Source organism: Rahnella sp. RFA10(1/100), assembly GCF_004195115.1.
GTDB classification, from domain to species: domain Bacteria; phylum Pseudomonadota; class Gammaproteobacteria; order Enterobacterales; family Enterobacteriaceae; genus Rahnella; species Rahnella perminowiae.
The window spans coordinates 125140-149956 of sequence record NZ_SEWR01000001.1 but is presented as its reverse complement, the minus strand read 5'-3'; the positions used below and the strand labels follow the sequence as shown (position 1 = coordinate 149956).

The 24817-nt window shown below is 54.3% G+C and carries 22 protein-coding genes; 13 read left to right on the top strand and 9 right to left on the bottom strand.

Going from position 1 to position 24817, the window contains the following annotated elements; translation table 11 throughout:
* Positions 1–31 precede the first annotated feature (31 nt).
* Both ETV65_RS00645 and wrbA read left to right on the top strand, forming a co-directional pair.
* Positions 32–253, top strand: a complete 222-nt coding sequence (locus tag ETV65_RS00645) for a hypothetical protein (RefSeq protein WP_129951090.1) — start codon at positions 32–34, stop codon at positions 251–253.
* 317 nt (positions 254–570) lie between these two features.
* The gene (gene wrbA, locus ETV65_RS00640) at positions 571–1170 is read left to right on the top strand and encodes an NAD(P)H:quinone oxidoreductase (RefSeq protein ID WP_129951089.1); all 600 of its coding nucleotides are present in this window, start codon (positions 571–573) and stop codon (positions 1168–1170) included.
* A gap of 36 nt (positions 1171–1206) precedes the next feature.
* Here wrbA and ETV65_RS00635 read toward each other — a convergent pair whose 3' ends face one another.
* From ETV65_RS00635 to fusA, 3 genes are all read right to left on the bottom strand, one after another.
* Positions 1207–1518, bottom strand: coding sequence for a CcdB family protein (locus tag ETV65_RS00635; RefSeq protein ID WP_129951088.1), 312 nt, complete (start codon positions 1516–1518; stop codon positions 1207–1209).
* Positions 1518–1754, bottom strand: a complete 237-nt coding sequence (locus ETV65_RS00630) for a type II toxin-antitoxin system CcdA family antitoxin (protein ID WP_129951087.1) — start codon at positions 1752–1754, stop codon at positions 1518–1520. Before ETV65_RS00630 ends, ETV65_RS00635 begins: the two co-directional genes overlap by 1 nt.
* Before the next feature lie 139 nt (positions 1755–1893).
* Positions 1894–3999: an elongation factor G gene (fusA, locus tag ETV65_RS00625; RefSeq protein ID WP_129951086.1), complete on the bottom strand. Its 2106-nt coding sequence runs from the start codon at positions 3997–3999 to the stop codon at positions 1894–1896.
* A 237-nt stretch (positions 4000–4236) separates the two neighbouring features.
* Between fusA and ETV65_RS00620 the strand changes: the two genes are divergently transcribed.
* Complete coding sequence (locus ETV65_RS00620; protein WP_129951085.1) at positions 4237–4590, top strand: helix-turn-helix transcriptional regulator; 354 nt, start codon at positions 4237–4239, stop codon at positions 4588–4590.
* Here the strand turns inward: ETV65_RS00620 and ETV65_RS00615 are convergent.
* Positions 4587–5504, bottom strand: a complete 918-nt coding sequence (locus ETV65_RS00615; RefSeq protein ID WP_205951554.1) for a LysR family transcriptional regulator — start codon at positions 5502–5504, stop codon at positions 4587–4589. The genes ETV65_RS00620 and ETV65_RS00615 overlap by 4 nt on opposite strands.
* 150 nt (positions 5505–5654) lie before the next feature.
* Between ETV65_RS00615 and ETV65_RS00610 the strand changes: the two genes are divergently transcribed.
* Both ETV65_RS00610 and ETV65_RS00605 read left to right on the top strand, forming a co-directional pair.
* Positions 5655–6212, top strand: a complete 558-nt coding sequence (locus tag ETV65_RS00610; RefSeq protein WP_240782797.1) for a chromate transporter — start codon at positions 5655–5657, stop codon at positions 6210–6212.
* Positions 6209–6730: a chromate transporter gene (locus ETV65_RS00605; RefSeq protein WP_205951553.1), complete on the top strand. Its 522-nt coding sequence runs from the start codon at positions 6209–6211 to the stop codon at positions 6728–6730. Before ETV65_RS00610 ends, ETV65_RS00605 begins: the two co-directional genes overlap by 4 nt.
* Before the next feature lie 58 nt (positions 6731–6788).
* Here the strand turns inward: ETV65_RS00605 and ETV65_RS00600 are convergent, their stop codons facing one another.
* Positions 6789–7076, bottom strand: coding sequence for a Bor family protein (locus ETV65_RS00600; RefSeq protein ID WP_129951082.1), 288 nt, complete (start codon positions 7074–7076; stop codon positions 6789–6791).
* Between the two features lie 256 nt (positions 7077–7332).
* Here ETV65_RS00600 and ETV65_RS00595 point away from each other — a divergent pair, with 256 nt between their 5' ends.
* Positions 7333–9291, top strand: coding sequence for a glycoside hydrolase family 3 N-terminal domain-containing protein (locus ETV65_RS00595; protein ID WP_129951081.1), 1959 nt, complete (start codon positions 7333–7335; stop codon positions 9289–9291).
* Positions 9292–9297: 6 nt separating this feature from the next.
* Here the strand turns inward: ETV65_RS00595 and ETV65_RS00590 are convergent, their stop codons facing one another.
* The gene (locus tag ETV65_RS00590; protein ID WP_129951080.1) at positions 9298–9981 is read right to left on the bottom strand and encodes an O-methyltransferase; all 684 of its coding nucleotides are present in this window, start codon (positions 9979–9981) and stop codon (positions 9298–9300) included.
* Positions 9982–10333: 352 nt separating this feature from the next.
* Here ETV65_RS00590 and ETV65_RS00585 point away from each other — a divergent pair, with 352 nt between their 5' ends.
* Positions 10334–12445, top strand: coding sequence for a TonB-dependent siderophore receptor (locus ETV65_RS00585; RefSeq protein WP_129951079.1), 2112 nt, complete (start codon positions 10334–10336; stop codon positions 12443–12445).
* Positions 12446–12530: 85 nt separating this feature from the next.
* On the opposite strand, the gene ETV65_RS00580 is transcribed toward ETV65_RS00585, so the two are convergent.
* On the bottom strand, positions 12531–13118 hold the full coding sequence (locus tag ETV65_RS00580) for a TetR/AcrR family transcriptional regulator (protein WP_129951078.1): 588 nt from the start codon (positions 13116–13118) through the stop codon (positions 12531–12533).
* A 37-nt stretch (positions 13119–13155) separates the two neighbouring features.
* Positions 13156–14280, bottom strand: coding sequence for an HlyD family secretion protein (locus ETV65_RS00575; protein ID WP_129951077.1), 1125 nt, complete (start codon positions 14278–14280; stop codon positions 13156–13158).
* Between the two features lie 79 nt (positions 14281–14359).
* Between ETV65_RS00575 and ETV65_RS00570 the strand changes: the two genes are divergently transcribed.
* From ETV65_RS00570 to phoA, 3 genes are all read left to right on the top strand, one after another.
* On the top strand, positions 14360–15913 hold the full coding sequence (locus ETV65_RS00570) for a DHA2 family efflux MFS transporter permease subunit (RefSeq protein WP_129951076.1): 1554 nt from the start codon (positions 14360–14362) through the stop codon (positions 15911–15913).
* A gap of 261 nt (positions 15914–16174) precedes the next feature.
* Positions 16175–17095, top strand: coding sequence for a L,D-transpeptidase family protein (locus tag ETV65_RS00565; protein ID WP_129951075.1), 921 nt, complete (start codon positions 16175–16177; stop codon positions 17093–17095).
* A gap of 228 nt (positions 17096–17323) precedes the next feature.
* Positions 17324–18748 carry an alkaline phosphatase gene (gene phoA / locus ETV65_RS00560; RefSeq protein WP_129951074.1) on the top strand — a complete coding sequence of 475 codons (1425 nt, stop codon included), beginning with the start codon at positions 17324–17326 and terminating at the stop codon, positions 18746–18748.
* A gap of 469 nt (positions 18749–19217) precedes the next feature.
* Here phoA and ETV65_RS00555 read toward each other — a convergent pair whose 3' ends face one another.
* Positions 19218–20129, bottom strand: a complete 912-nt coding sequence (locus tag ETV65_RS00555) for a cation diffusion facilitator family transporter (protein WP_129951073.1) — start codon at positions 20127–20129, stop codon at positions 19218–19220.
* A gap of 261 nt (positions 20130–20390) precedes the next feature.
* Between ETV65_RS00555 and ETV65_RS00550 the strand changes: the two genes are divergently transcribed.
* From ETV65_RS00550 to ETV65_RS00540, 3 genes are read left to right on the top strand one after another with little or no spacing between them, the layout of a single operon-like run.
* Positions 20391–21581, top strand: coding sequence for an HlyD family secretion protein (locus ETV65_RS00550; RefSeq protein ID WP_129951072.1), 1191 nt, complete (start codon positions 20391–20393; stop codon positions 21579–21581).
* Positions 21578–23146: a DHA2 family efflux MFS transporter permease subunit gene (locus ETV65_RS00545; protein ID WP_129951071.1), complete on the top strand. Its 1569-nt coding sequence runs from the start codon at positions 21578–21580 to the stop codon at positions 23144–23146. The genes ETV65_RS00550 and ETV65_RS00545 overlap by 4 nt, the downstream gene beginning before the upstream one ends.
* Positions 23130–24812, top strand: a complete 1683-nt coding sequence (locus ETV65_RS00540) for an efflux transporter outer membrane subunit (protein ID WP_129951070.1) — start codon at positions 23130–23132, stop codon at positions 24810–24812. The genes ETV65_RS00545 and ETV65_RS00540 overlap by 17 nt, the downstream gene beginning before the upstream one ends.
* Positions 24813–24817 lie beyond the last annotated feature (5 nt).

Here is a 24817-nt window from a genome sequence, read left to right as displayed (position 1 = left end):
GCCTCTTCATCTCTTTCAAGGCCAGTCACAAATGAAAAAACGCCATAGCGATAAATTCAAACACCTGCCGCCGGAGCAGCAATATGTCTGCCTGAAAATGTTACAGCGCGTCGAGGAAACCCCTCTGACCGAGGGTGTGACGGGCGTTGCCGTCTCGGTGATAATGAAAGACGGTCACACTGCCACGCTCAGTAAGTTTATTGCCAAACCGGATGAAGTCTCCATATTGGTCAGTTGGGAAAGCGCCCCCTGACAGGGCTTCATCTCCCCTCCCGCGAAATGCGCACATCTGTTCTAGTATGTAGATGAGTGAAACGTTCCTTCCACTTGTTTCTTATTAATCAGGCAATGGGTTTATCCGACCCATTGCTCTAATTAATTGAAGAGACTGTTCAAAAATTTGCGTTTGTAACTCCCCGATGATGCGCGGACGATGGACTTTCCCGCTCATTACAATCACCGACTGGTGGAGGAGAAAACGTGGGATTTTTAAGCGGATTTTTCGCCCGTATTACCGGACAGAAGCCCGCATCCGATACGGAAAAAACATCACCTCATGAGGAGTTAAAAATGGCAAAAGTACTGGTTCTCTATCATTCCATGTATGGTCATATTGAAACGATGGCACAAAGTGTTGCAGAAGGTGCACGCAGCGTACCCGGGGTTGAAGTCACGATAAAACGCGTACCCGAAACCATGCCTGAAGAGGCTTTTAAAGCCGCTGGCGGTAAAACTGACCAGATTGCGGAAGTGGCATCGCCCGCTGAGCTCGCTGATTACGATGCCATCATTTTCGGGACACCGACCCGTTTTGGTAATATGTCAGGACAAATGCGTACCTTCCTCGATCAAACCGGCGGGCTATGGGCTAAAGGCGCACTGGCAGGCAAAGTCGCCAGCGTATTCAGTTCAACCGGCACCGGCGGCGGACAGGAAACGACCATCACCTCGACCTGGACCACCCTCGCCCACCACGGCATGATTATCGTCCCGATTGGTTACACTACGCCGGAACTGTTTGATATTTCACAGGTTCGCGGCGGTACCCCTTACGGTGCAACCACGCTTGCCGGTGGCGATGGTTCACGACAGCCGAGCGCAGAAGAACTGCGTATTGCCGTACATCAGGGCAAACACGTCGCGAACATCGTCAGTAAACTGGTCAGCTAATTCGGCGTGTATAAATAAGGCGCAAATGTCTGCGCCTTAAATTCCTGTCACCAGTAAATCCAGAGCAGCCACAACATCCGCACGATGAATATCGGCATTAAACTCGGGCTCATGTCGCAACTGCGTTGTACTGACGCTGGTGAGCAGATTTGTCATCAGCACATATTGTTGATTTTGTATACGCACCAGAGGGTGAAGATGCCTGACGGGCCTCAGATTACTGAGTGAAGTCAGCGGGATCACTACCCGTTCGTTCAGTCTTTCAAATAATGGATTCTGAATATCCATAAAATAGGGATAAAGGTTTTTGCCATCCCCCCTGTTTTCATACACATCAAATTGCGCCATTACAATACTCCGCGTCCCTGAGAGAAGAGTCCTGCCTTTTCAGTAAAGGCATTGCATGAATCCATTGCTTGCTGATTTTCTTCTAAAAACAGTGCCCTTTGTTTCTCTTTCACCGCTTCTCCTAATGCTTTATCAAACGTGGCTGACAGGTTAATGCCGAATGCTTTGGCCTGTTCAAGCAGATCGGCACTCAATGTGACATTGGTTCGCTTCTTATTTCCTGCTATGGATAACATAACACCCTCTTTATGCGCACATGACATGCGCATAAGAGTGTCACACAATGAAGCCATAATCTATCGCATCCTTTTCAAAAACCAAAAAAACGGCCCTTGCGGACCGTTTTGTCTCTGGCGGAGAGTACGCCTGTTATGCTTATTTTCCACGCGATGCAATGATATTTTCCGCCACATTGCGTGGTGCCTCGGCATAGTGGTTGAACTCCATGCTGTAGGTTGCACGGCCTTGCGACATCGACCGCAAAACGGTGGAGTAGCCGAACATTTCAGACAGCGGCACTTCGGCTTTGATAATTTTACCGCCACCGCCCGCGATCTCTTCCATGCCCTGCACCGTACCGCGACGCGATGATAAATCTCCCATCACGCCACCGGCATACTCTTCCGGTGTTTCCACTTCCACTTTCATCATCGGTTCCAGAATCACCGGATCGGCACGTTTCGCGGCTTCTTTGAAACCAAAGATCGCCGCCATTTTGAACGCCATTTCTGAGGAATCGACCTCGTGGTAAGAACCAAAGGTAAGCGTCACCTTCACATCCACCACCGGATAGCCCGCCAGAATGCCGTTGTTCAGCGCTTCCGTGACCCCTTTTTCGACAGCGGGGATATAGTCGCGCGGCACCACACCTCCCTTGGTGGCGTCAACGAACTCAAAGCCCGTTCCCGCAGGCAGCGGTTCGAGGGTGAAGACCACATGACCATACTGACCTTTACCGCCGGACTGACGCACAAACTTCCCTTCGACGTCGGTGACCGTTTTGCGCACCGTTTCACGGTACGTTACCTGAGGTTTGCCGATGTTGGCTTCCACACCAAACTCACGCTTCATACGGTCAACGATGATTTCCAGATGCAGTTCGCCCATGCCGGAAATGATCGTCTGGCCGGATTCCTCATCCGTACGGATGCGAAACGACGGATCTTCCGACGCCAACCGTGACAGCGCGATGCCCATTTTTTCCTGGTCAGCTTTGGTCTTTGGCTCGATGGCCTGCGAAATCACCGGGTCCGGGAATTCCATGCGCACCAGCGTGATGATATCCGACGGGTCACACAGCGTTTCCCCGGTGGTGACATCTTTCAGCCCCACACACGCGGCAATATCACCGGCACGGATTTCGTCAATCTCGATACGATCATTGGCATGCATCTGCACGATACGGCCAATGCGCTCTTTCTTGCCGCGTACCGGGTTATACACGCTGTCGCCTTTTTTCAGCACGCCGGAATAAACGCGAACAAACGTCAGCTGGCCGACATACGGGTCCGTCATCAGTTTGAACGCCAGGGCCGAGAATTTCTCACCGTCATCGGAATGACGGAAGGCTTCGTTACCGTCTTCATCCGTGCCGGCAACCGGTGGAATATCCAGCGGAGAAGGCATCAGTTCGATCACGGCATCGAGCATGCGCTGCACGCCTTTATTCTTGAATGCACTGCCACACAACATCGGCTGGATTTCCCCGGCGATGGTGCGCAGGCGCAATCCTTCGGTAATTTCATCCTCGGTCAGCGAGCCTTCCTCAAGATATTTATCCATCAGTGCGTCATTGGCTTCGGCGGCTGCCGAGACCATTTTCTCGCGCCACTCTTCCGCCAGTGCCTGCAATTCTGCCGGGATGGCTTCATAGGTAAAGGTCATACCCTGTGTCGCGTCGTCCCATAAAATGGCGCGCATTTTGCGCAAATCCACGACACCGGTGAAATGTTCTTCTTTACCGATGGGGATCACAACCGGCACCGGATTGGCTTTCAGACGGTCCACCATCATCTGACGGACACGAAAGAAATCTGCACCCTGACGGTCCATTTTGTTAACGAACGCCAGACGCGGCACTTTGTATTTATTGGCCTGACGCCAGACGGTTTCAGACTGTGGCTGCACGCCGCCCACGGCGTCGTACACCATCACCGCACCGTCGAGTACACGCATGGAACGTTCCACCTCAATGGTGAAATCCACGTGCCCCGGGGTATCGATAATGTTAATCCGGTGCTCATCGAACGAGTGATCCATCCCGCGCCAGAAACAGGTCACGGCGGCAGAGGTAATCGTAATGCCGCGCTCCTGTTCCTGAGCCATCCAGTCTGTGGTCGCACCGCCGTCATGCACTTCTCCCAGCTTATGATTCATGCCGGTGTAGAAAAGTATACGCTCGGTGGTGGTGGTTTTACCTGCGTCGATGTGTGCTGAGATACCGATATTGCGGTAGCGCTCGATTGGCGTTTTGCGAGCCATATAACGTCCTTACTGGTTGATGGCTAAGTTGGCGGAGAGTGGTTTTCACGTCCCGTCACAAAGTAATGGGTACTAAAATTCTTAATGCGAAGAGTATACTACAATTGTACGTGTATAATCGTACAATTATTTTATTCTATCGATGAAATCGGTCAGTGGCCGTCGCGTTGTACAGCAGCAGAGGGATAGGCTATATTGCGCGGCCGCCGATGAGCGTCGTTAACGTAAAGGAACAATATGATAGCCAACCACCCTGAGCGGGAGCAGATCCGCCTCGAAAATGTTCTGACTGCGCTGGGAAATCCGTTACGCCTGGCCGTTGTGCGCACGCTGGCCAAAGGTGGCGAGCATCCCTGCGGCACGTTATTGCAGGGTTTGTCGAAATCGACGCTGACCCATCACTGGCGTGTATTACGTGACAGCGGTGTCATCTGGCAGCGCCCGGACGGCCGCGCCAATTTGCTTTCACTGCGCCGCGACGATCTGGACGCGCGCTTCCCCGGCCTGCTCGATTCGCTGCTGAATGCCATCGAATCTGACGGCATTACGCTGGAATCCACCCGCAAACACATTTCCGGGCAACATCTTTAATCTGCCTTCAGTTGCGTTTTCACGAGATCGCAAAACATATTGATTATAGCGGATGAATGACTGTCTTCCCGCCGCGCAAGATACAACGGTGCGCTAAGTTGTGTGGCGGTGTCCAGCGGCAAAAATACCACGCCGTCTCCGCCCAGCCGGGTCATGGATTCCGGCACAATAGAAATCCCCAGTCCGGCACCGACCAGACTCAGACAGGAAGTTAAACGCGGCGCTTCCTGCACAATGTGCGGACTGAAACCGGCGCGGACATATGCCCCGAGTATGGCATCGTACAACCCCTGCCCGGCCCGCCGCCGGTATAAGACAAAAGGTTCGTTACTCAGATCTTCAAGTCTGAGCGGCTGACCGGCCATTTGCGACGCCAGTTTGTGCCCCGCCGGCACGGCCACCCACATCGGTTCATCCAGCACTTTTTCCATCTCTAATTCCGGCATATCTTTGACCCGCATGCGCACAAAAGCGACATCCAGCTCCCCCGCCACCACGGCGGACAGCAACTCGCCGCTGCCACTTTCCTCAAGCTGAGTACTGACCGCCGGATAAATTGTCCGATAGCGGCGCAGCAGTGCGGGGACGAAGGTATGCAGCGCGGCGGAACTGGTAAAACCGATGCGGATCCGTCCCTGTTCGCCCTGCGCAGCGCGGCGCATGGCGGCACTGAGCTGAGCGGCGCGCGCCAGCACGGCACGGGCCTCCTGTAATAATACTTCACCCGCTTCGGTCGGAACCACACCGCGCGGCAGGCGCTCTAATAAAGAGATACCAAATTCCTGTTCAAGTCCCTGTAACAGGCGCGTCAGCGGTGGCTGCTGGATAAACAGCAGTTCTGCGGCGCGGGTAATGCTGCCCGCTTCCACCACGGTGACAAACGCATTCAGACGTTTCAGTTCAATCATATCCATACCTACAGAGTATCTTTCGCCATTAATAAATGCATTAGACATCATGGCACATCCACGCGCATGATCCTTAACAGAATTTTACGTCTCAGGTGGCTTTGAATGACTTTAAGGGGGTGTGTGAAAATGTCAGCACAAACGCAGGATAAATTAATGACTGATACAGAGGTTCAGAGCGCGCCGCGGCCCGGTTGCCGGCAACTGTTTATGGGTTTTTTCATCCTTGGCCTGACCGGTTTCGGTGGCGTATTGCCCATGGCGCGGCACATGCTGGTGGAAAAACGCCGCTGGCTGACTGCAGATCAGTTCACCGAACTGCTCGGACTGTGCCAGTTTTTACCCGGCGGTAATATTATTAATCTGTCGGTCGCCCTGGGGATGGAGTTTCGCGGGTTACGTGGCGCATTATCGGCGCTGCTCGGGCTGATCCTCGCACCGACGATTTGTGTGGTGCTGCTCGGCCTGGTGTATGCACGTTATCAGAACCAACCACTGGTGGAACATCTGTTCGCCGGGATGGCGGCCGCCGCCGCCGGTTTACTGCTCTCGACCGGCATCAAAATGCTCGCCCCGTTACGGGGTAAATGGTTGCAACTGGCGCTGGTCGCTGTCGGTGTGATGGCGATTGCTGCGTTCCGCATGCCTATGCTGCCCGTCATGCTGGTGCTGGCCCCGGTCAGTATTTTCATCTGCGCGAGGAGTAAATTCTGATGCCGGTTCTGCTTTCTCTTGCCCTGTTATTTACCGAACTTTCCGTGCTGGCATTTGGTGGCGGAAATACCATTCTGCCTGAGATGCAACGGGCGGTGGTACAGGTGCATCACTGGATGAGCGCGCAGGAATTCAGCGCCCTGTTCGCTCTGGCGCAGGCCGCTCCCGGCCCGAATATGATGATCGTGCCGCTGATTGGCTGGCAGGTTGCCGGATGGTCAGGCCTGCTGGTGTCCTCGCTGGCAAAATTTGGCCCGTCCTCGATTATTACGCTTATTGTGATGGGCGGCTGGAAACGTTACAAAGACCGTCCCTGGCGGCAAATTGTGCAGCGCGGGCTGGTACCGGTAACCGTCGGGCTGGTGGTATCAAGCGGATTACTGATCGCCAAAGCGTCAGCGACCACACTGCCCCTGGCTGGGGTGATCGCACTGTGCACGCTGCTGTCGCTGAGTAAGCGAATCCATCCGTTGTGGGTGCTGAGCACCGGTGCGATGCTGGGTCTGGCCTTTGGTTAAGCGTCCTTACAACGAAAAAGGCTGCCATAAGGCAGCCTTGACGTGATATCCGGCGCGATCAAGAACAGAACACGCGGGCTTCACGCGGGGTGTAGATACCAAACGTCACGACACCCAGAAGACCGTTGACGAAAGTTTGTTGTGATTCAACACGAACCACTTTATCTGCGCCACCGCAAACTTTAGCCGCATCAATGGTTTTTTTCTGGCCAATGCCGCTGACGAAGAAGTGATGCGTGGTCACTTGCTTAGGCGCGGTCGCAATACCCTGACCCATGTTGAAAGTTTGCTGTGCACAGCCGGATAACAGTACGGCAACAGCCGCAGCAAAAATCACCTTTTTCATGACAATCCCTTATAGAAGACCTTAAATGGCCATTAAGCCTCAGTAGCCGTCTGCAGGTATGCCCCATAACGAAACGGGACGAACCAACAGATCCAAAGGGGGTTATCGGAAGATTGACGAAAAAATGTAGGCTAAAGAGTGAAAAAAGTCGGTTTATTGTGGTTTTTAATTGAGAAGCCGCTCTCAGCATCTGTCCGATAAATAGCGTATTGATAATTCATTGAGTTTTTATATATAAAAAACGTTAAGGATGATAATGAAAAGTAAACCTCTGAGCCTTGCCAGTGCTGCCCTTTTGCTTTCTGCCACTGCCTCCGCCACCCCTATCCAGCCTGACCTCAGCCAGCGTGACGTAACACGGCTGACCGTTGACGGATTGCAGTTCAAGGATCTCAATCATTCCGGGAAACTGGAACCTTATGAAGACTGGCGGTTGACGCCGCAGGCACGCGCAGCGGATCTGGTGAAACGCATGACGCTGGAAGAAAAAGCCGGTGTGATGATGCACGGTTCCGCACCGACCGCCAGCAGTCCGGTTGGGGCCGGGACGTATTATGATACAGATGCGGCGGAAAAGATGATTGCCGGCGCCAAAGTGAACAGTCTGATCACCCGGCTTTCTGCGGATGATCCGGCCGTGATGGCCCGGGAAAACAATAAACTGCAACAGATTGCCGAAAACACCCGACTCGGCATTCCGGTCACCATCAGCAGCGATCCGCGTAACTCATTTGAATATCTGGTCGGCGCGAGTACCTCTTCCGGTAAATTCACCCGGTGGCCGGAAACTTTAGGACTGGCAGCGATTGGGGATGAAAAACTTACCCGTCGTTACGCCGATATTGTCCGCCAGGAATATCTGGCCGTCGGCATTCGTGAGGCACTTTCACCGCAGGCTGATCTGGCAACAGAGCCGCGTTGGGCACGTATCAGCGGTACCTTCGGCGAAGATCCGACGCGGGTGCATAACATGGTGCGCGGTTATATCGAAGGGATGCAAAACGGTGCCGACGGGCTCAATCAGGGCAGCGTGATCGCTGTGGTCAAACATTGGGTCGGGTACGGTGCTGCTGAAAACGGTTTCGACAGTCACAATGTTTACGGCAAAAACGCCGTCTTCCCCGGCAACAATCTCAAAGAACACATTTATCCTTTTACCGGCGCGTTTGAAGCCAATGTCGCCAGCGTAATGCCGACGTATTCGATCCTGAAAAATGTCTCCGTGGATGGTAAACCGCTCGAACAGGTCGGTGCCGGATTCAGCCATCAGTTGCTGACCGATATTCTGCGCGGACAATACGGTTTCAAAGGCGTCATTCTCAGCGACTGGCTGATCACCAGCAATTGTGAAAATGATTGCCTGAACGGTTCGCCGCAAGGCAAAGAACCGGTGCCGGGCGGCATGTCATGGGGCGTTGAAAACCTGACGCCGCAGCAGCGTTTCGTGAAGGCCGTGCAGGCGGGTGTTGATCAGTTTGGCGGCGTGACCGACTCGCAGTTGCTGGTCAATGCGGTGAATGAAAAGCAGCTGACTGAACAGCGTCTGGACGAATCTGTCGTGCGTATTCTTGAACAAAAATTCAGGACCGGTCTGTTTGAAAATCCGTATGTGGATGTGGAGTACGCCACCCGGACCGTCGGGCGGGCTGACTGGCAAAAAGAAGCCGATGCGGCTCAGGGACATTCGCTGGTACTGCTGCAAAACACCGGCGACGTGCTGCCGCTGAAAAAAGGCAAAAAAATCTGGCTGTATGGCATCGGACCGCAGGCCGCAAAAGCAGCCGGTTTTACCGTGGTGGATACGCCGGAGAAAGCCGATATTGCGCTGATCCGCGCCCATGCGCCGTATGAACAACCGCATAAAGCCTGGTTCTTCGGCAAACGCCATCATGAAGGTTCACTGGCCTTTACCGGCGACAATGCGGATTATCAGGCCATCGTGAAAGCCAGCAAAGCGGTGCCGACAATCGTGACTGTTTATCTCGACCGTCCGGCGATCCTGACCAATGTGACAGACAAAGCGAAAGCGGTTATCGGTAATTTTGGTGTCAGCGATACCGTACTGTTTACCCGCCTGACCAGCCCTGAAGCTTATACCGGAAAGCTACCGTTTGAACTGCCATCGTCTGAGGAAGCGGTGCTCAGACAACAATCCGATATGCCGCATGACAGCGAAAACCCGCTGTTTGACATTGGCTTCGGGCTGGCGCGTTAAGCCCGGTTAACCGGTGACCCGTGCCAGCACAAAACCGTCCCAGCCCTTGCTGCCGACGGTTTGCAGCGCGGTCGCAGATAAACGCGGCTCCTGTTCGATCATCTCAATGAAGCGACGCACGCCCTGTACCCGGGCGTCGTCGCTGTGCGGATCCACCACCGCACCCTCCCGCACCACGTTATCGCCAATAATCAAAGTACCCGGTTTCGACAGTTTCAGCGCCCACTCGAGATACAACGGATTACCCGGTTTGTCTGCATCAATGAAAATCAGATCAAACGGGGCTTCTGCCTGAAGCCCTGGCAGCGTTTGGGCGGCAGGACCGACGTGTAAGGTAATTTTGTCCTGCAAACCGGCCAGTTCAATATTGGTTTTTGCGACACGGGCGTGATGCGGATCGGCTTCCAGTGTCACGACTTTTCCGAGCGCCGGTAATGCCCGCGCCAGCCAGAGTGTGCTGTACGCGCCGAGCGTGCCGATTTCCAAAACTTTTTGCGCGCCGGTAATTTGTGCCAGGAGCGCCAGTAATTTCCCCTGATTGGGTGCCACATCGTGCGCGGGTAAACCGGCCTGATGGTTATTTTTCAGCACCTGTTCCAGAACCGGATCGCTTTCCACGAGATGACGTACCAGATAATCATCGACCGCAGCCCATTTCCCGTTGTACTCCTCCTGACTCCCCTGACTCATTTTCGCCTCCCGGCAGTGAATTTTAGGTAATGAAAATATTTAAAAATGCCCTATTAACCGTAATCACTCGCGGCCATTTTTGCCCGAATTTTTAGTGCCCCTCTCAAAAAACCCTCGTTTTCATCAGGTTAAAAATGCGTCACCTCACACTTTTTGAAGAAAGTTCCCTTGAATTTACAAAATAATAATGATAACAATTATCATTAAGTTTAACATTTGCCAGGTTTGGTTACGTTACCGTCTGTCACGTATAGCCGTTTTTAGGCGGAACAAATGTTGGCTTTTGGGTTTATTACACATGCATCAATTAATCACTCAATAATTTATTGAGTTATTTATAGGGATTATGAATATGTTGTTGGCTTTCCCCCTCAAACGCTCGGTGCTCATGTGCGCGCTGGCAATGCCGGTTGCCTCAATGGCAGCTGAAGACACCGTCATTGTCAAAGCTGCGCCTGCGGATACCGCCGATGCGCCGACCCAGGGTTACAGCGCGAAAACCAGTAAAAGCGCGACCAAAACGGATCAGCCGCTGATTACCACGGGCCAGGCAGTTTCTGTCGTGACCCGTCAGCAAATGACGGATCAGAATGCCACCACCGTCAACGCTGCGCTGAACTATACACCGGGCGTATTCACCAACTTTGCCGGCGGCGCAACGCGTTATGACACCATCTCCCTGCGCGGTTTCCATGGCGGTGACGTCAACAACACCTTCCTCGATGGCCTGCGTATCCTCAGCGATGGCTCGACCTACAACTCCATCCAGGTCGACCCATGGTTCCTGGAACGCATTGATGTGGTGAAAGGCCCCTCTTCTGCCCTCTACGGTCAGAGCATTCCTGGCGGCGTGGTGGTGGAATCGACCAAGCGCCCGCAGTTTGCTGAAGAGGGTCATTTCCAGCTTTCCGGTGGCACGCAAAATACTAAAGGCGGCGCGTTCGACTACACCAACGCCATCAATGATCAGCTGGCGTTCCGTCTGACCGGTATGACCCGCAGCAGCGATACGCAGTATGATCATCAGCGTGAAGAGCGTTACGCGATTTCGCCACAACTGTTGTGGACGCCGGATGAAAACACCTCGCTGTTACTTCGCGCGTATCTGCAAAAAGATCCGTCCGGTGGCTACCATGCCGCCGTTCCGGCTGACGGCAGCCTCTATGGACAGAAACTGAGCCGCGGTTTCTTTGATGGTGAAAGCACGCGCAATCAGTTCAAACGCTGGGAACAAATCTACAGCTACGAATTCCAGCATGCATTTAACGATGTATGGTCATTCCGCCAGAACGCCAACTACACCCATTCCAATACCGAACTGGATCAGGTGTATCAGGCCGGCTGGAATGCGGATCGTACCGAGATGAGCCGTTATTATTCCGGTGAAAAATCATCCCTGGATACCTTCGCGATCGATAACCAGCTTGAAGCGGATTTCGCCACCGGCGAACTGGCGCATAAAGTGGTGCTGGGCTTTGACTATTCCCACTTTATCAATGATGTGAAATCTGACGCTGCTTACGCTGAAAATCTCAATCCGTACACCGGCGTGGGCGGTGATGCACTGGATTATTACAGCCTTAAACGCGGTAAAAACCGTTATGAGCAGATGGGTACCTATCTGCAAGATGAGATGAACTGGAACAAATGGTATCTGACCCTGTCAGGCCGTTACGACACGCTGAAAACCTCCAGCCGCAGCTACGAAAGCATTTACGGCACGCAGAGCAACAGCGAACGTAAAGACAGCCACTTTAACAGCCGCGCTTCCCTGCTGTACGCCTTCGACAACGGGATTTCTCCGTACGTCAGCTACAGCCAGGCGATGACGCCATCTGCCTTGCCGGGCGCTGACGGCACGCTGCTGAAACCGATGCAGAGTGAGCAATACGAAGCCGGGATCAAATACCAGCCTGTCGGTACTTCTGATATGTACACCGCGGCGCTGTATGATCTGACTCAGAAAGACGTGGGTAACCGCGTGGTGGTCGGCAGCTACTACGAGCCGGCGGGTAAAATCCGCTCACAGGGGCTGGAGCTGGAAGCTAAGAAACAGGTTACCGAACGCTTCAACGTGATGGCCGGTTACACCTACAACAAAGTGCGTATCCGTGATGCGGCTGAGAACAACGGTAACACACCGTATGTGACGCCAAAGCAAATGGCTTCCATCTGGGGTCAGTACAACACGCCGATTGGTGTGGATATGGGTGCAGGTGTTCGTTACATCGGCACCCAATGGGCGGATAACGAAAACACCCGCCACATGCCTTCCGCCACGCTGGTTGACGCGTCACTGCGTATGAATCTGGTGCAGTTCAATCCGCAACTCAAAGGCGCCTATGTGCAGCTGAACGCTAACAACCTGTTCGACAAAAAATATGTCGCAGCCTGTTACGGCACCAGCTACTGCTACTGGGGTCAGGAACGGACGGTGGTGGCTACAGTAGGTTACGATTTCTGATAGATTTTTCAGCTCCTCCCCCTGCGAAGTAATACCCCACCACAACCCTCCCCTTCGCAGGGGAGGGAGCGATTCTGAGAGTTTATTATCCCGGCAAATTTAACCGCGCCTTCAGCGCTTTCTTCGCACTTTCCAGCAAGGCATCCGATACCTGCCGGTCCGGCTCACAGCGTGCCAGTGACAAACTGCCCATCAGTTCCGCACTCACCGAAATCGCCAGCGTTTGCGGATCATCGACACCCATCTCTGTTATCTGACGGATAATCATTTCACGGATACGTCCGATACCACGCGCAAACTCTGCCTGACAGGGTGCCGACATACGGGGGGTTTCAGAGGCCAGCGCCGATACCGGACAACCCTGCGCACGGTTATCGCGGTGCCACGGCGACAAATAAAAATCGATATACCCTGCCAGTTGTTTCTGCGCCGTCAGTCCCTGATTTTCTTTATCCCAGCGGGCCATAACCTGATTAAACATCTGCCCGATGGCCGCCTCAATCAACGCCTCTTTTGAGGCAAAGTGCGCATAAAACCCACCGTGCGTCAGGCCGGCTTTGCTCATCACACCTGCCACGCTGACCTGCAATGGCCCTTTGGCGCGGATGGCTTTCGCCGCTTCCTTCACGATCCGCTCACGGATTTTAGGTTTATGTTCACTTTCGTAGCGCATAGTAACACCCTGATAATCAGAAAATTGCCGTCATAGTTTACCTGACAGGATCAGTTAGCGAAACGCGTGCATCCACCGATAATCCGGGGCGCAGCGCCGCTAAATCAGGCTGACCGGTGTCCAGACGGATGCGCACCGGCACCCGCTGAACAATTTTGGTGAAATTACCCGTGCCCGGCTCAAACGGCAGCAATGCGAACGTTGAGCCAGAACCCGGCGCGAGGCTGTCGACTTCACCGTGAAATGTCACGCCCGGCAACGCATCCACATGCACATCCGCGCGTTGTCCCGGCTGCATTCTGCCGGTCTGCGTTTCTTTGAAGTTGGCCGTTACATAAATGCCCTGCTCCGGTACCAGTGTCATCAAACGCTGACCGGGTGTGACGTAATCGCCTATCTGTACCTGCCGGTTGCCCGCCACGCCATCAACAGCGGCAAAAATAGTGGTGTGATTGAGATCCTGCTGCGCCAGCGCTTTTGATGCCTGCGCTTTCACCACAGCAGCCTTCGCCAGCGCCAGTGCCGCCTGAATTTCTGCCCGCTGTGCATGTGTTACCGCTGCCTGATTTTGGGCGACATCCAGCATAGCTGCGGCGTGCGCAGAGGTTTGCTCTGCCGTCACCGCCACCGTTTTATACCGGTCTGCATCGTTACGTGACGTGGCCCCGCTAACCGCCAGCGACTGATAACGCTGCTGCTCAGCCTCTGCATGTTGCTGTTCTGCACGCGAGGAACGGATCGCCGTGCGCGCGGCCTCGATTTGAGTGAGCGCCAGCTGCTCCTGCGCCTGCTGGCTCAGCAATGCGGCTTCCTGTTGTGCCACCTGCGCGCGGGCATCTTCAAGTTCCCCCTGCGCAGCGGCCAGACGCGCCGTAAACTCTTCGCTATCGATCAGTACCAGTTTATCGCCGGCATGCACCCGCTGGTTATGATTCACCAGCACCTGCGACACAAAGCCTTTTACTTTTGGCGCAACGAGGGTCGCATCCGCTGTCAGATACGCATCATCCGTCGATTCTGACGCGGGTGCAGCCAGTAACCATGCCGCACCGCCAAGGGCTACCACCAGCGCAATACCGCTGACCACGAAGATCCGCTTAGATCGTTTATTGACCTTCTCTACCGGGACCGGCATCCCTTCTCCTGTCGTTGCTTCGCTCATTTTTAATTCCACTCATTGCATGATGAACATCATATTAATATGATACCCATCATACAAACAAGCTCCGGGATTTCACACTATGTCTGCCAACCTGCCGCCAGCCGCGACGCTCTCGCCTGCGGAATACCCGACATCACGCAAATTTCTGATTTTCAGCATTATGGCGTTTGGTATGTTTCTGGCGCTGATCGACATCCAGATCGTCGCCGCTTCGTTAAACGATGTGCAGGCCGGGCTTTCCGCCGGACCAGATGAAATCAGTTGGGTGCAAACCTCGTATCTGATCGCCGAACTGGTGATGATCCCCTTCTCCGCATTCCTGGCGCAGGCACTTTCTACCCGCTGGCTGTTCAGCGCATCGGCGGCGTTATTTACCCTCAGCAGCATCGGTTGCGGATTGTCGTGGAATATTGAGTCGATGATCTTCTTTCGCGCATTGCAGGGTTTTACCGGCGGCGCGATGGTGCCGACAGTATTCGCGACCGGATTCGCGATGTTTCAGGGTAAACAGCAGGCGCTGATCCCGGCGATCCTCGGCATGGTCAGCGTGCTGGCCCCCACACTGGGACCGACGGTGGGTGGCGTGGTGACGCAATTACTCGACTGGCGATGGATTTTCTTCATCAATATCCTGCCAGGCGCTCTGGTTGCCACCGGCGCCGTGTTATTTATTCATGTGGATAAAGCCGATTTCCCGATGCTTAAACGTATCGACTGGGTACATTTGTTATCGATGGCGATAGCTCTCGGTTGTCTGGAGTATGTGCTGGAAGAAGGCCCGCGAAAAAACTGGTTCAGCGAACCGCAAATCCAGATTTCGGCGTGGTTCTCGCTGGTGGCCTTTGTACTGTTTCTCGAGCGATCCTTTTATTCAAAAAACCCGATCGTACGCCTGAGCCCCTTCCGTGACCCCACATTCACCTTTGCCTGTCTGTTCAATCTGGTGGTCGGTTTTGGTCTGTATGCCTCAACATATCTGACGCCGGTTTTCCTCGGCCGCATCCGAGATTTCAACAGCCTGGAAATTGGCACAACGGTGTTTGTGGTCGGCGTCGGGCAATTCTTCAGTACGATTATCGCCGCCCGATTAATCAGCCGTGTCGACCGGCGGGTCCTGATTACGGTGGGTTTATCCGGTTTCGCACTGAGTTTATGGCTGACGACGACGGTCACAACCTACTGGGGAGCAGAACAGTTCTTCTGGCCGCAGGTGGTGCGCGGCCTGTTCATTATGTTGTGCATCGTGCCGAGTGTGAACATGGCCCTGACCGCGTTTCAGGGGCCGGAACTGCGCTACGCCTCAGGGCTGTTTAATCTGATGCGTAATCTCGGCGGCGCGATTGGTATTGCCACGGTGAATACCTGGCTGCAGGACTGGACCCGCGTGCACGCTGCACGTTTCGGCGAATCGCTGGGACACTATGGGGATCATGCGCAGGAGATGATAGATTCGCTGGCGCAAAAAATTGTCCACCTGACGCCGGACACCGCTCAGGCATTGCTGATGGCAAAAGGGATATTTGGCGCGAAAGTCGCGGCGCAATCCCTGACACTGGCGTTCAACGACATCTTTCAGGTCATGGCGTGGATGTTTGTTGCCGCGCTGGTCATGGTGCCGTTTTGCCGTAAATAAAGTCAGGAATGTGAAGAAAATGTGCAGGCTGCCGCAAAAAATGCGGTTGTGGCAGGGAACTTTTCGAACAAGATGAGAAAGCTTTGGCCTGTTTGAAATAAATCCTTATAATTAGCGGCCCTGAAATGCGATTCGTTACACATACCGTGTCCCTTTCAAGTGCTATGTGCAAGTACACTATTCCTCCGGCCGGTTACGATCGGATCGGGGGGAATTAACATCCTGACAACTGCCAGTGTGGCATTAACGACCAACGAAAATATGAAAATGAGCATTCGCGCAATCCTTACCCTGGTTTTGGCAGTTGCTGCATATAGCCAGGCGTCTTTTGCTGTGGTCTACCCTCTTCCGGCCAATAATGGCCGTCTGGTCGGTGAAAACATCACAGTTACCGTTCCGCAGGGCAGCAGCCTGCCGCTGGAACATTTTGCAGCGCAATACCAGATGGGTTTGAGCAATATGCTCGAAGCTAACCCTGGCGTTGATCCTTATCTGCCAACCCCGGGCACCGTGCTGACTATCCCTCAGCAATTGATCCTGCCTGATACCCCGCATGAAGGCATCGTGATCAACAGTGCTGAAATGCGTCTGTATTACTACCCGAAAGGCACCAATACTGTGGTCGTGCTGCCAATCGGTATCGGTGAACTGGGCAAAGACACCCCGATGAACTGGGTGACTACGGTTCAGCGTAAAAAAGCTGGCCCGACCTGGACCCCGACGGCGAAAATGCATGAAGAATATGCTTCCCGTGGTGAATTCCTGCCCGCCGTCTTCCCTGCTGGCCCGGACAACCCGATGGGGTTGTACGCACTGTATGTTGGCCGTCTGTATGCAGTTCACGGCACCAACGCCAACTTCGGTATCGGTCTGCGCGTGAGCCACGGTTGTGTACGCTTGCGTGATGCCGACATCAAATGGCTGTTCGACAACGTTCCGCAAGGCACCCGCGTTCAGTTTATCAACGAGCCGGTGAAAGCCACCGTTGAGCCGGACGGTAAACGTTATATTGAGATCCATAACCCGCTGTCCTCTAACCAGGAAGAGTTTGATTCCCAGCAGCCGCTGCCAATCACTCTGACCGGTAACGCAAGCAGCGTATCGATGGATCCTGCGGTCAACCAGACTGTGGTTCAGCGCGCTATTGAGATGCGTTCAGGGATGCCGGTTCAGGTTAATTAATTGCGTCCCTGCCGTTTTAGTGAAAAAGCTCCGTTCATCGGGGCTTTTTTTTTGCAAACGCAAAAGGAAACTACGGATAACTCCCTCCCCTGCGAAGGGGAGGCGTAAAGCAACATCCTCTCCATCACTGTCATTAAAATGTCACAACTCTGACTTAACCTTCCGGTAACAAAAAATATCTATATGTGTATTTTTATTTCCGATGATTTATGAAAAGGAGTTTTGACAATGCAACAATCCGTATCTCTTGTGGCCCGCGCCGTGACTGCCGCCCTGCTGCTTTCCACCTCTGCCACTGTCCTCGCCACTGAAACTGACTCGCTGACTGACCGCGCAGCAAAAGGTGTGCTGACAGAACCGGGTGGCGCGCGTCGCCTGAGCGGTGACCAGACCACCGCGCTGAAAGCGTCACTTTCAGACAAAACGGTGAAAAACGTGATTTTACTGATTGGCGACGGTATGGGGGATTCTGAAATCACCTCCGCCCGCAACTATGCAGAAGGCGCCGGCGGCTATTTTAAAGGTATCGATGCCCTGCCGCTGACCGGTCAGTACACCCATTATTCTCTGGATAAGAAAACGCAGAAACCGAGTTACGTGACCGATTCTGCAGCATCCGCCACCGCCTGGGCGACAGGTGTTAAAAGCTATAACGGCGCGATTGGTGTAGATGTTAACGGTAAAGATCACCAGACTATTCTTGAGATCGCCAAAGCCGCAGGCAAGGCCACCGGCAACGTCTCCACTGCCGAATTGCAGGATGCAACCCCTGCTGCGCAAATCGCCCACGTAACCTCACGTAAGTGCTACGGTCCGGAAGAAACGGCGGAAAAATGTGCCAGCAACGGGCTGGAAAACGGCGGGCGTGGTTCGATCACCGAACAGTTATTGCAAACCCGCGCAGACGTCACGCTGGGCGGCGGCAGAAAATCTTTCAGCCAGTTGGCTAAAGCCGGTGAGTTCCAGGGTAAATCCCTGAAAGATCAGGCACTGGCACAGGGTTACGTGTGGGTGGAAAACGCGGAGCAGCTCAGTGCTGTCACGCAGGCAGACCAGAAGAAACCGGTTCTTGGCCTGTTCTCCGAGGGCAACATGCCGGTACGCTGGCAGGGTCCGAAGGCCACTTATCACGGCAACATTGATAAACCGGCTGTTACCTGTGAAGCCAATCCGCAGCGCACCGCAGACATCCCGACGCTGGCCGTTATGACTGAAAAAGCCATCGACTTGCTGAAAACGAATCAGAACGGTTTCTTCCTGCAGGTTGAAGGCGCATCGATTGATAAACAAGATCACGCCGCTAATCCATGCGGCCAGTTCGGGGAAACAGTGGATCTGGATGAAGCGGTGCAAAAAGCGCTGGCGTTCGCCCGACAGGACGGCAACACGCTGGTTATCGTCACCGCCGATCATGCCCATTCCAGCCAGATTATCGAAACCGATGCCAAAGCGCCCGGCCTGACGCAAACACTGACCACCAAAGACGGTGCGCCGATGACTATCAGTTACGGCAACTCAGAAGAGGATTCACAGGGGCACACCGGGACACAACTGCGTATCGCCGCGTTCGGGCCGCATGCAGCGAATGTGGTCGGTCTGACCGACCAGACGGATTTGTTCTATACGATGCGGGATGCCATGGCGATTAAGTGATAGTTTTTCAAAGGGAGATGTCCCTTTGGAACCCTTCGAAACCGGATTGGGTAAGTTTTGGTTTCTCAGTTGCACTGAACGCCTGATCGAGAAACTTTCGGTTTCTTACGTGCGATGCTCACTTAACGCGCTGCGCCGAAACCGCCCAAGAGGGAAAAGTGCTTTTTCCCTCTTGGATCTCCCTTCGCTTTTTCAACAAGCGCTTCCACTCGCTGGCTATGTTTCAGGTATCACCCGGTTCCAAAATACCGCCGGAGGGAAAGGTGGAAAACCGCGCATCTGTTTGCGCGGGTTGTAACCCGAACGAAGGGCACCGCGCAGCGGCGGGATTTTGCGGCTATCACACACCTATCTGAAACATAGCCTCCAGCGGCAGCGCGCAGTTAAAAAGCGCGGAGTCCAAAGGCCCGCGCGTTACCGGGTCTCTGGTCGGTGTGGGCCGACGCCCACAACCTTGAATTTGAAGCAATCAGCTCAGGATATTATCCAGTCTGTCGTCATCAATCCCGTCCGGCTCCAGATGCGCTGTCACATCCGCTGACTTGAATAATTTACTGACCGCCATTTCAGCAGCATCACCAATATCGTGTCCGATATCCACCGTCAGATTGCCATCCACCTCAAGGTGGAACTCGACAAACACACGGTCACCGCCGTTGCGGGTGCGGATGTCATGCACGCCACGCACACCTTCCACACTTAATACTGCCGCTTTAACGCGTTTACGATCGTCAGCACTCAGCTCCCTGTCCAGCAACTGAGTTAAGGCATCGGCCGCCATGCCACGCGCGTTCCAGAGCATGTAGAAGGAAATCAACAGCGCGCCGATGGAGTCGGAACGCGTCCAGCCAAAGTAACGTTCGAAAATCAGCGCCAGTAATACAGCGATATTCACAGCCACATCTGTGATGTAGTGCGCACGGTCAGCAGCGATGGCCGTTGAACCGGTGCGTTTCACCACATAGGTTTGCATCAGCACCAGGCCGGTCGCGGCCAGGGAACTGCCGATAATCACCCAGATGCCCAGACCGAGTTGCGCCAGCGGTTCGGGATTAATGATCCGCCCGATGGATTCCCCGCCGAGCACCAGCCCCGCGCCACCCAGTAACAGCGCCTGCACAAACGCCGCCACAGCTTCGGCTTTGCCGTGTCCGTAACGATGGCCTTTATCGGCCGGACGTCCGGCATAACGCACACCAATCAGCGTCACCATTGAGGCCAGCACATCCACCAGACCGTCAGCCGCAGAAGTCAGCAGCGCAATCGAGCCGGTGGCGGCCCATGCCCAAACTTTGACGCAAACCAGGATTAATGCGACACACAGCGACACCAGCGAGGCAATACGTGTCAGCCCTTTATAAGACCGTGCAGGACGGGTCATGGTTTGCCCCACAGGAGCAGTTGTTGTTGGGAATCTTTCACACGAATTTCCTGAAGCAGAGAACTACTTATTTTAAAAAACCAATGCCAGCCCGGCATTATAACCCATTTCCCACTTTTAAGACGTTCCCTATGGTTTGGATCTTTGTGCCTTCACTAAGGTTAATTGACATGGATTTACTTGCATTTACATCAATACGTTCTAGCTTAAGACAAGATTTCTTTGTTCAGGCGCGCGGCCGCCAATAATCAGAAGAGCACTATGACAAACGATAACAAAGCACAGCCTTCCGCGTCCGATGACGCAAACACTGAACTCGATTCCAGCCAGGTAAAATCTGGAGAAGGTCACACGCAGGCACCCAAAGACCAGAAAAAACCTGATGACGGCAAGCAGGATAACGATGAAAAGCGTAAAGGCCCCGGCAAGAAGCCGCTAATCATCCTCGGGATTGTCGTGGTCATCATGGTGGTTGTGGCACTGGTCTGGTGGCTGATGACAAAAGATCAGGTCAGTACTGATGATGCCTTTACCGAAGGTGATGCCGTGACCATCGCCCCGAAAATTGCCGGTTATGTCACCAGTCTTGCCGTGAAAGATAACCAGTTTGTTAAAAAAGGCGATTTGCTGGTGGAAATCGATCCGCGTGACGCCACCGCGCAGCGCGATCAGGCACAGGCGCAACTGGGTCTGGCCATCGCGCAGTTACATCAGGCACAGGCGCAGTACGATCTGGCGAAAGTGCAATATCCGGCGCAGCTTGCTCAGGCAAAAGCCCAGCAGACGCGCGCGGAAGCCAATTTGCTTAATGCCACCGCCGATTTCCGCCGTCAGCGCGGCGTCGATCCTCGTGCCACCACCCAACAAAATATCGATACGTCCAATGCGCAGGTACGGTCTGCGACCGCTGATCTGGAAAATGCCAAAGCGCAGGTGCAGGTGGCCGCGCAGGTCCAGCTGAATATTCGTCAGGCAGAAACCAACGTCGAAGCCCGCCAGCAACAGGTTGAACAGGCGAAAGCCCAGCTGGAAACGGCGACGCTGAATCTGTCATATGCGCAGGTACGCGCCCCGTTCGACGGTTACGTCACCAAGCGTAATGTGCAGCTTGGCACGCTGGTGCAGGCCGGAACCTCGCTGTTCTCAGTGGTGTCGAAAGATATCTGGATTGCCGCGAACTATAAAGAATCGCAGCTCGAACGCATGCGCCCGGGTAACAAAGTGGAAATCACCGTCGATGCCTTCCCGGACATCAAACTTCATGGTCACGTTGACAGTATTCAGCAAGGCACCGGCTCACGCTTCTCGGCCTTCCCGGCTGAAAACGCTACCGGAAACTACGTGAAAATCGTTCAGCGCGTGCCGGTGAAAATCATCATCGACAGCGGACTGGATGAAAATCACCACCTGCCACTGGGGCTGTCTGTTGAACCGACGGTGACCGTCGAATGAATGAAGATCGCAGCTACTGGAAACCCAAGGCTAATCCATGGGCAGTCGCCGCCGTCGTGACCATCGCGGTGTTCATGGAAATCCTGGACACCACCATCGTTAACGTGGCGCTGCCGCACGTCGCCGGTTCGCTGTCTTCCAGTTATGACGAATCGACCTGGGTCCTGACGTCCTATCTGGTCGCGAACGGTATCGTGCTGCCGATTTCAGCGTTTCTCAGCCGTGTGATGGGCCGCAAAACGTACTTCCTGATATGTATCGGCATGTTCACCGTCTGCTCCTTCCTGTGCGGGGTCGCCACTGAACTTTGGCAGATGATCTTATTCCGCATCCTGCAGGGCTTTTTCGGTGGGGGTTTGCAACCGATTCAGCAATCGGTATTGCTCGATTACTTTAAACCGGAAGACCGGGGCAAGGCGTTTGGCCTATCCTCGATTGCCATCATTGTTGCGCCGGTAGTTGGCCCGACGCTCGGCGGTTACATCACTGATAACTTCAGCTGGCGCTGGGTATTCCTGATCAACATTCCGGTGGGGATCATCGCGTTACTGGCGATTTATCAGCTGCTGGAAGACCCGCCGTGGGAACGTAAAGCCAAGGGGAAACTCAGTATTGATTACATTGGTATCGGGCTGATTGCGCTGGGTCTGGGTTGCTTACAGGTGATGATGGACCGTGGCGAGGACGACGACTGGTTCCAGTCCGGTTTCATTGTCACCTTTGCCGTACTGGCGGTCACCGGGATTGTCGGCGCAGTTTACTGGCTGCTTTACGCCAAAAAGCCGGTGGTGGATCTGCGTTGTCTTAAGGATAAAAACTTTGCAGTCGCCGGTTTGCTGATGGCAGGAATGGCGATGATTTTGTATGGCAGTTCGGTGGTGATCCCGCAACTGGCACAACAGCAACTGGGTTACACTGCCACGCTCTCGGGGCTGGTGATGTCGCCCGGCGCGGTGCTGATCGTGCTGTCGATCCCGCTGGTGCTCAAGCTGATGCCCGTGGTGCAGACGCGTTACATCATTGCCTTCGGTTTCTTCCTGCTGGCGGCTTCGTTTATTTATTCGGCCTCGCTGACCCCGGATGTGGATTTTGAAACACTGGTGCTTTTCCGCAGTGCGCAGTCGATAGGGCTCGGTTTCCTGTTTGTGCCGCTGACCACCATTGCGTTTATTACGATCCCGCAAAAGATGAACGCTGATGCTGCCGCGCTGTTTACCATGTTTCGTAACGTCGCCGGCTCGATCGGCATCTCGCTGGCAACAGCCGGTGTCACCGAACGTACTCAGGCGCACAGTGCGCACATGGTGCACAACATGTCACCGCTCGATGAGCAGTTTAATCAGGCAGTCAGTAAAAGCGCGGCGGCGATCCGTGATTTTGCCCACATCGCCGGCGACCCGATACAACTGGCGACTGCGCGGATGTATCAGGAAATGATTTCACAATCGCGCATTCTGGCCTATATCGACGTGTTCGGTTACTGCGCCATCGTCGCCGTTATTTTGATCCCATTTTGTTTCCTGCTTTCGCCGGTTAAGAGCGAAGGTAATGCCGGAGCACATTAAGTTGAACAAGAAAAGCTCTACTCTGAGAAATCAGCCATCAATGATGCCGCCCTGCTCCTCCTCCTGCGAAGGGAGAGGCCGGGAGAGGGTTTTAAATACAGGCACCCGTTTCCTGACACTCTCGACATTAACGCTGGTATTAGCTGCATGCTCCGTTGGCCCTGATTATCAGAAGCCAAACCCGGTAACGCCACCGGCCTATAACGACATGACGCAACCGAAAGATAAAGATGGCGCGTCTATTGCCCTGCCTTCGGAACCCAATCCGTTATGGTGGAAAGCGTTTAATGACCCGCAGCTCGACAGTCTGATCACCCGGGCGATTGCCGGTAATATCTCCCTGCAACAGGCGGTGCTGCGCATTGCCGGTGCCCGTGAACAGGTAAAACAGGCGGAAGGTGCCTGGTTACCGTCGGTTCAGGGCAGCGCTAAAGTGACGCGTCAGCAACTCGGGCTGAAAGGGATTATCGATTCGAGCGGTGCATCGCAGCAGATTGATCAGCTCGGTCCGGAAGCTTCCGGTGCCATCGGCGCGGCCACGCGACCGGTGAATTTGTATCAGGGCAATTTCGATGCCAGCTGGGAACTGGATTTGTTCGGCGGCACAAGACGTCAGGTCGAAGCCGCGAATGCCCAGACGCAGTCGTCCGTTGAACAGCGCAACGATGCATTAGTGTCGCTGGAAGCCGAAGTTGCCCGTACTTATCTCCAGTTGCGTGGTGCGCAAAGCGTGACAGCCGCTATCGAAACGCAAATCGACGTGGCGCAGCAAACCTTAGACCTGACGCAAAACCGTCAGCAAAACGGTCTGTCACCGCAGCTTGATGTTGAAAATGCCCGCGCACAGTTAGGCTCTCTGCGTGCTCAGTTGCCGCAATATCAGGCGCAGGAACGTCAGGCAATGAACGGTCTGGCCGTCCTGCTCGGCCAGACGCCGGGTTCGCTTGATGCTGAACTCTCCGCGCCGAAACCGTTGCCAGCTCTGCCCGCTGCGGTGCCGGTCGGTGTGCCTTCACAGCTGGCACGCCGTCGTCCTGACGTGCGCCAGGCTGAGGCCGATCTCCATGCGGCAACCGCAAATATCGGTGTATCCGTCGCGCAGTTGTTCCCAAGTATTTCGCTCACCGGCCAGTTTGGCATGCGTAATACCGACGCCAGCTATCTCGATAACTGGAGCAGCCATTTCTACTCCTTTGGCCCGCAGATTTCCCTGCCGATTTTCCAGGGCGGACGTCTGGTTTCCGGCGTGCATCTTTCCCGTGCGCAACAGGCTAATGCCGCGCTCAGTTATCGCCAGACCGTGCTGACCGCACTACAGGATGTGGATAACGCGCTGGTCAGTTACCGCACCGATCAGGATCAGGTCAACGGACTTGAGCAGACTACGGCAGCGTTGCAGACCGCGTTTGATCTGGCGAGCGACAGCTACCGTCAGGGGCTTTCCACCTTTATCAACGTGCTCGATGCCCAGCGTCAGCTGGCACAGGCGCATCAGCAATCCGCCGAAGCGAAAGTGAAAACCAGCACCGATCTGGTCTCGCTGTATAAAGCGTTAGGCGGCGGCTGGGAGCCCTATCAGAATGTAGAATTACCGACTTACACCGTGTTTGGCCCGGCGGCTACACCGGATGTAAAAGTCAACACCACCGCGGGCGTAACGCCGTAATCACG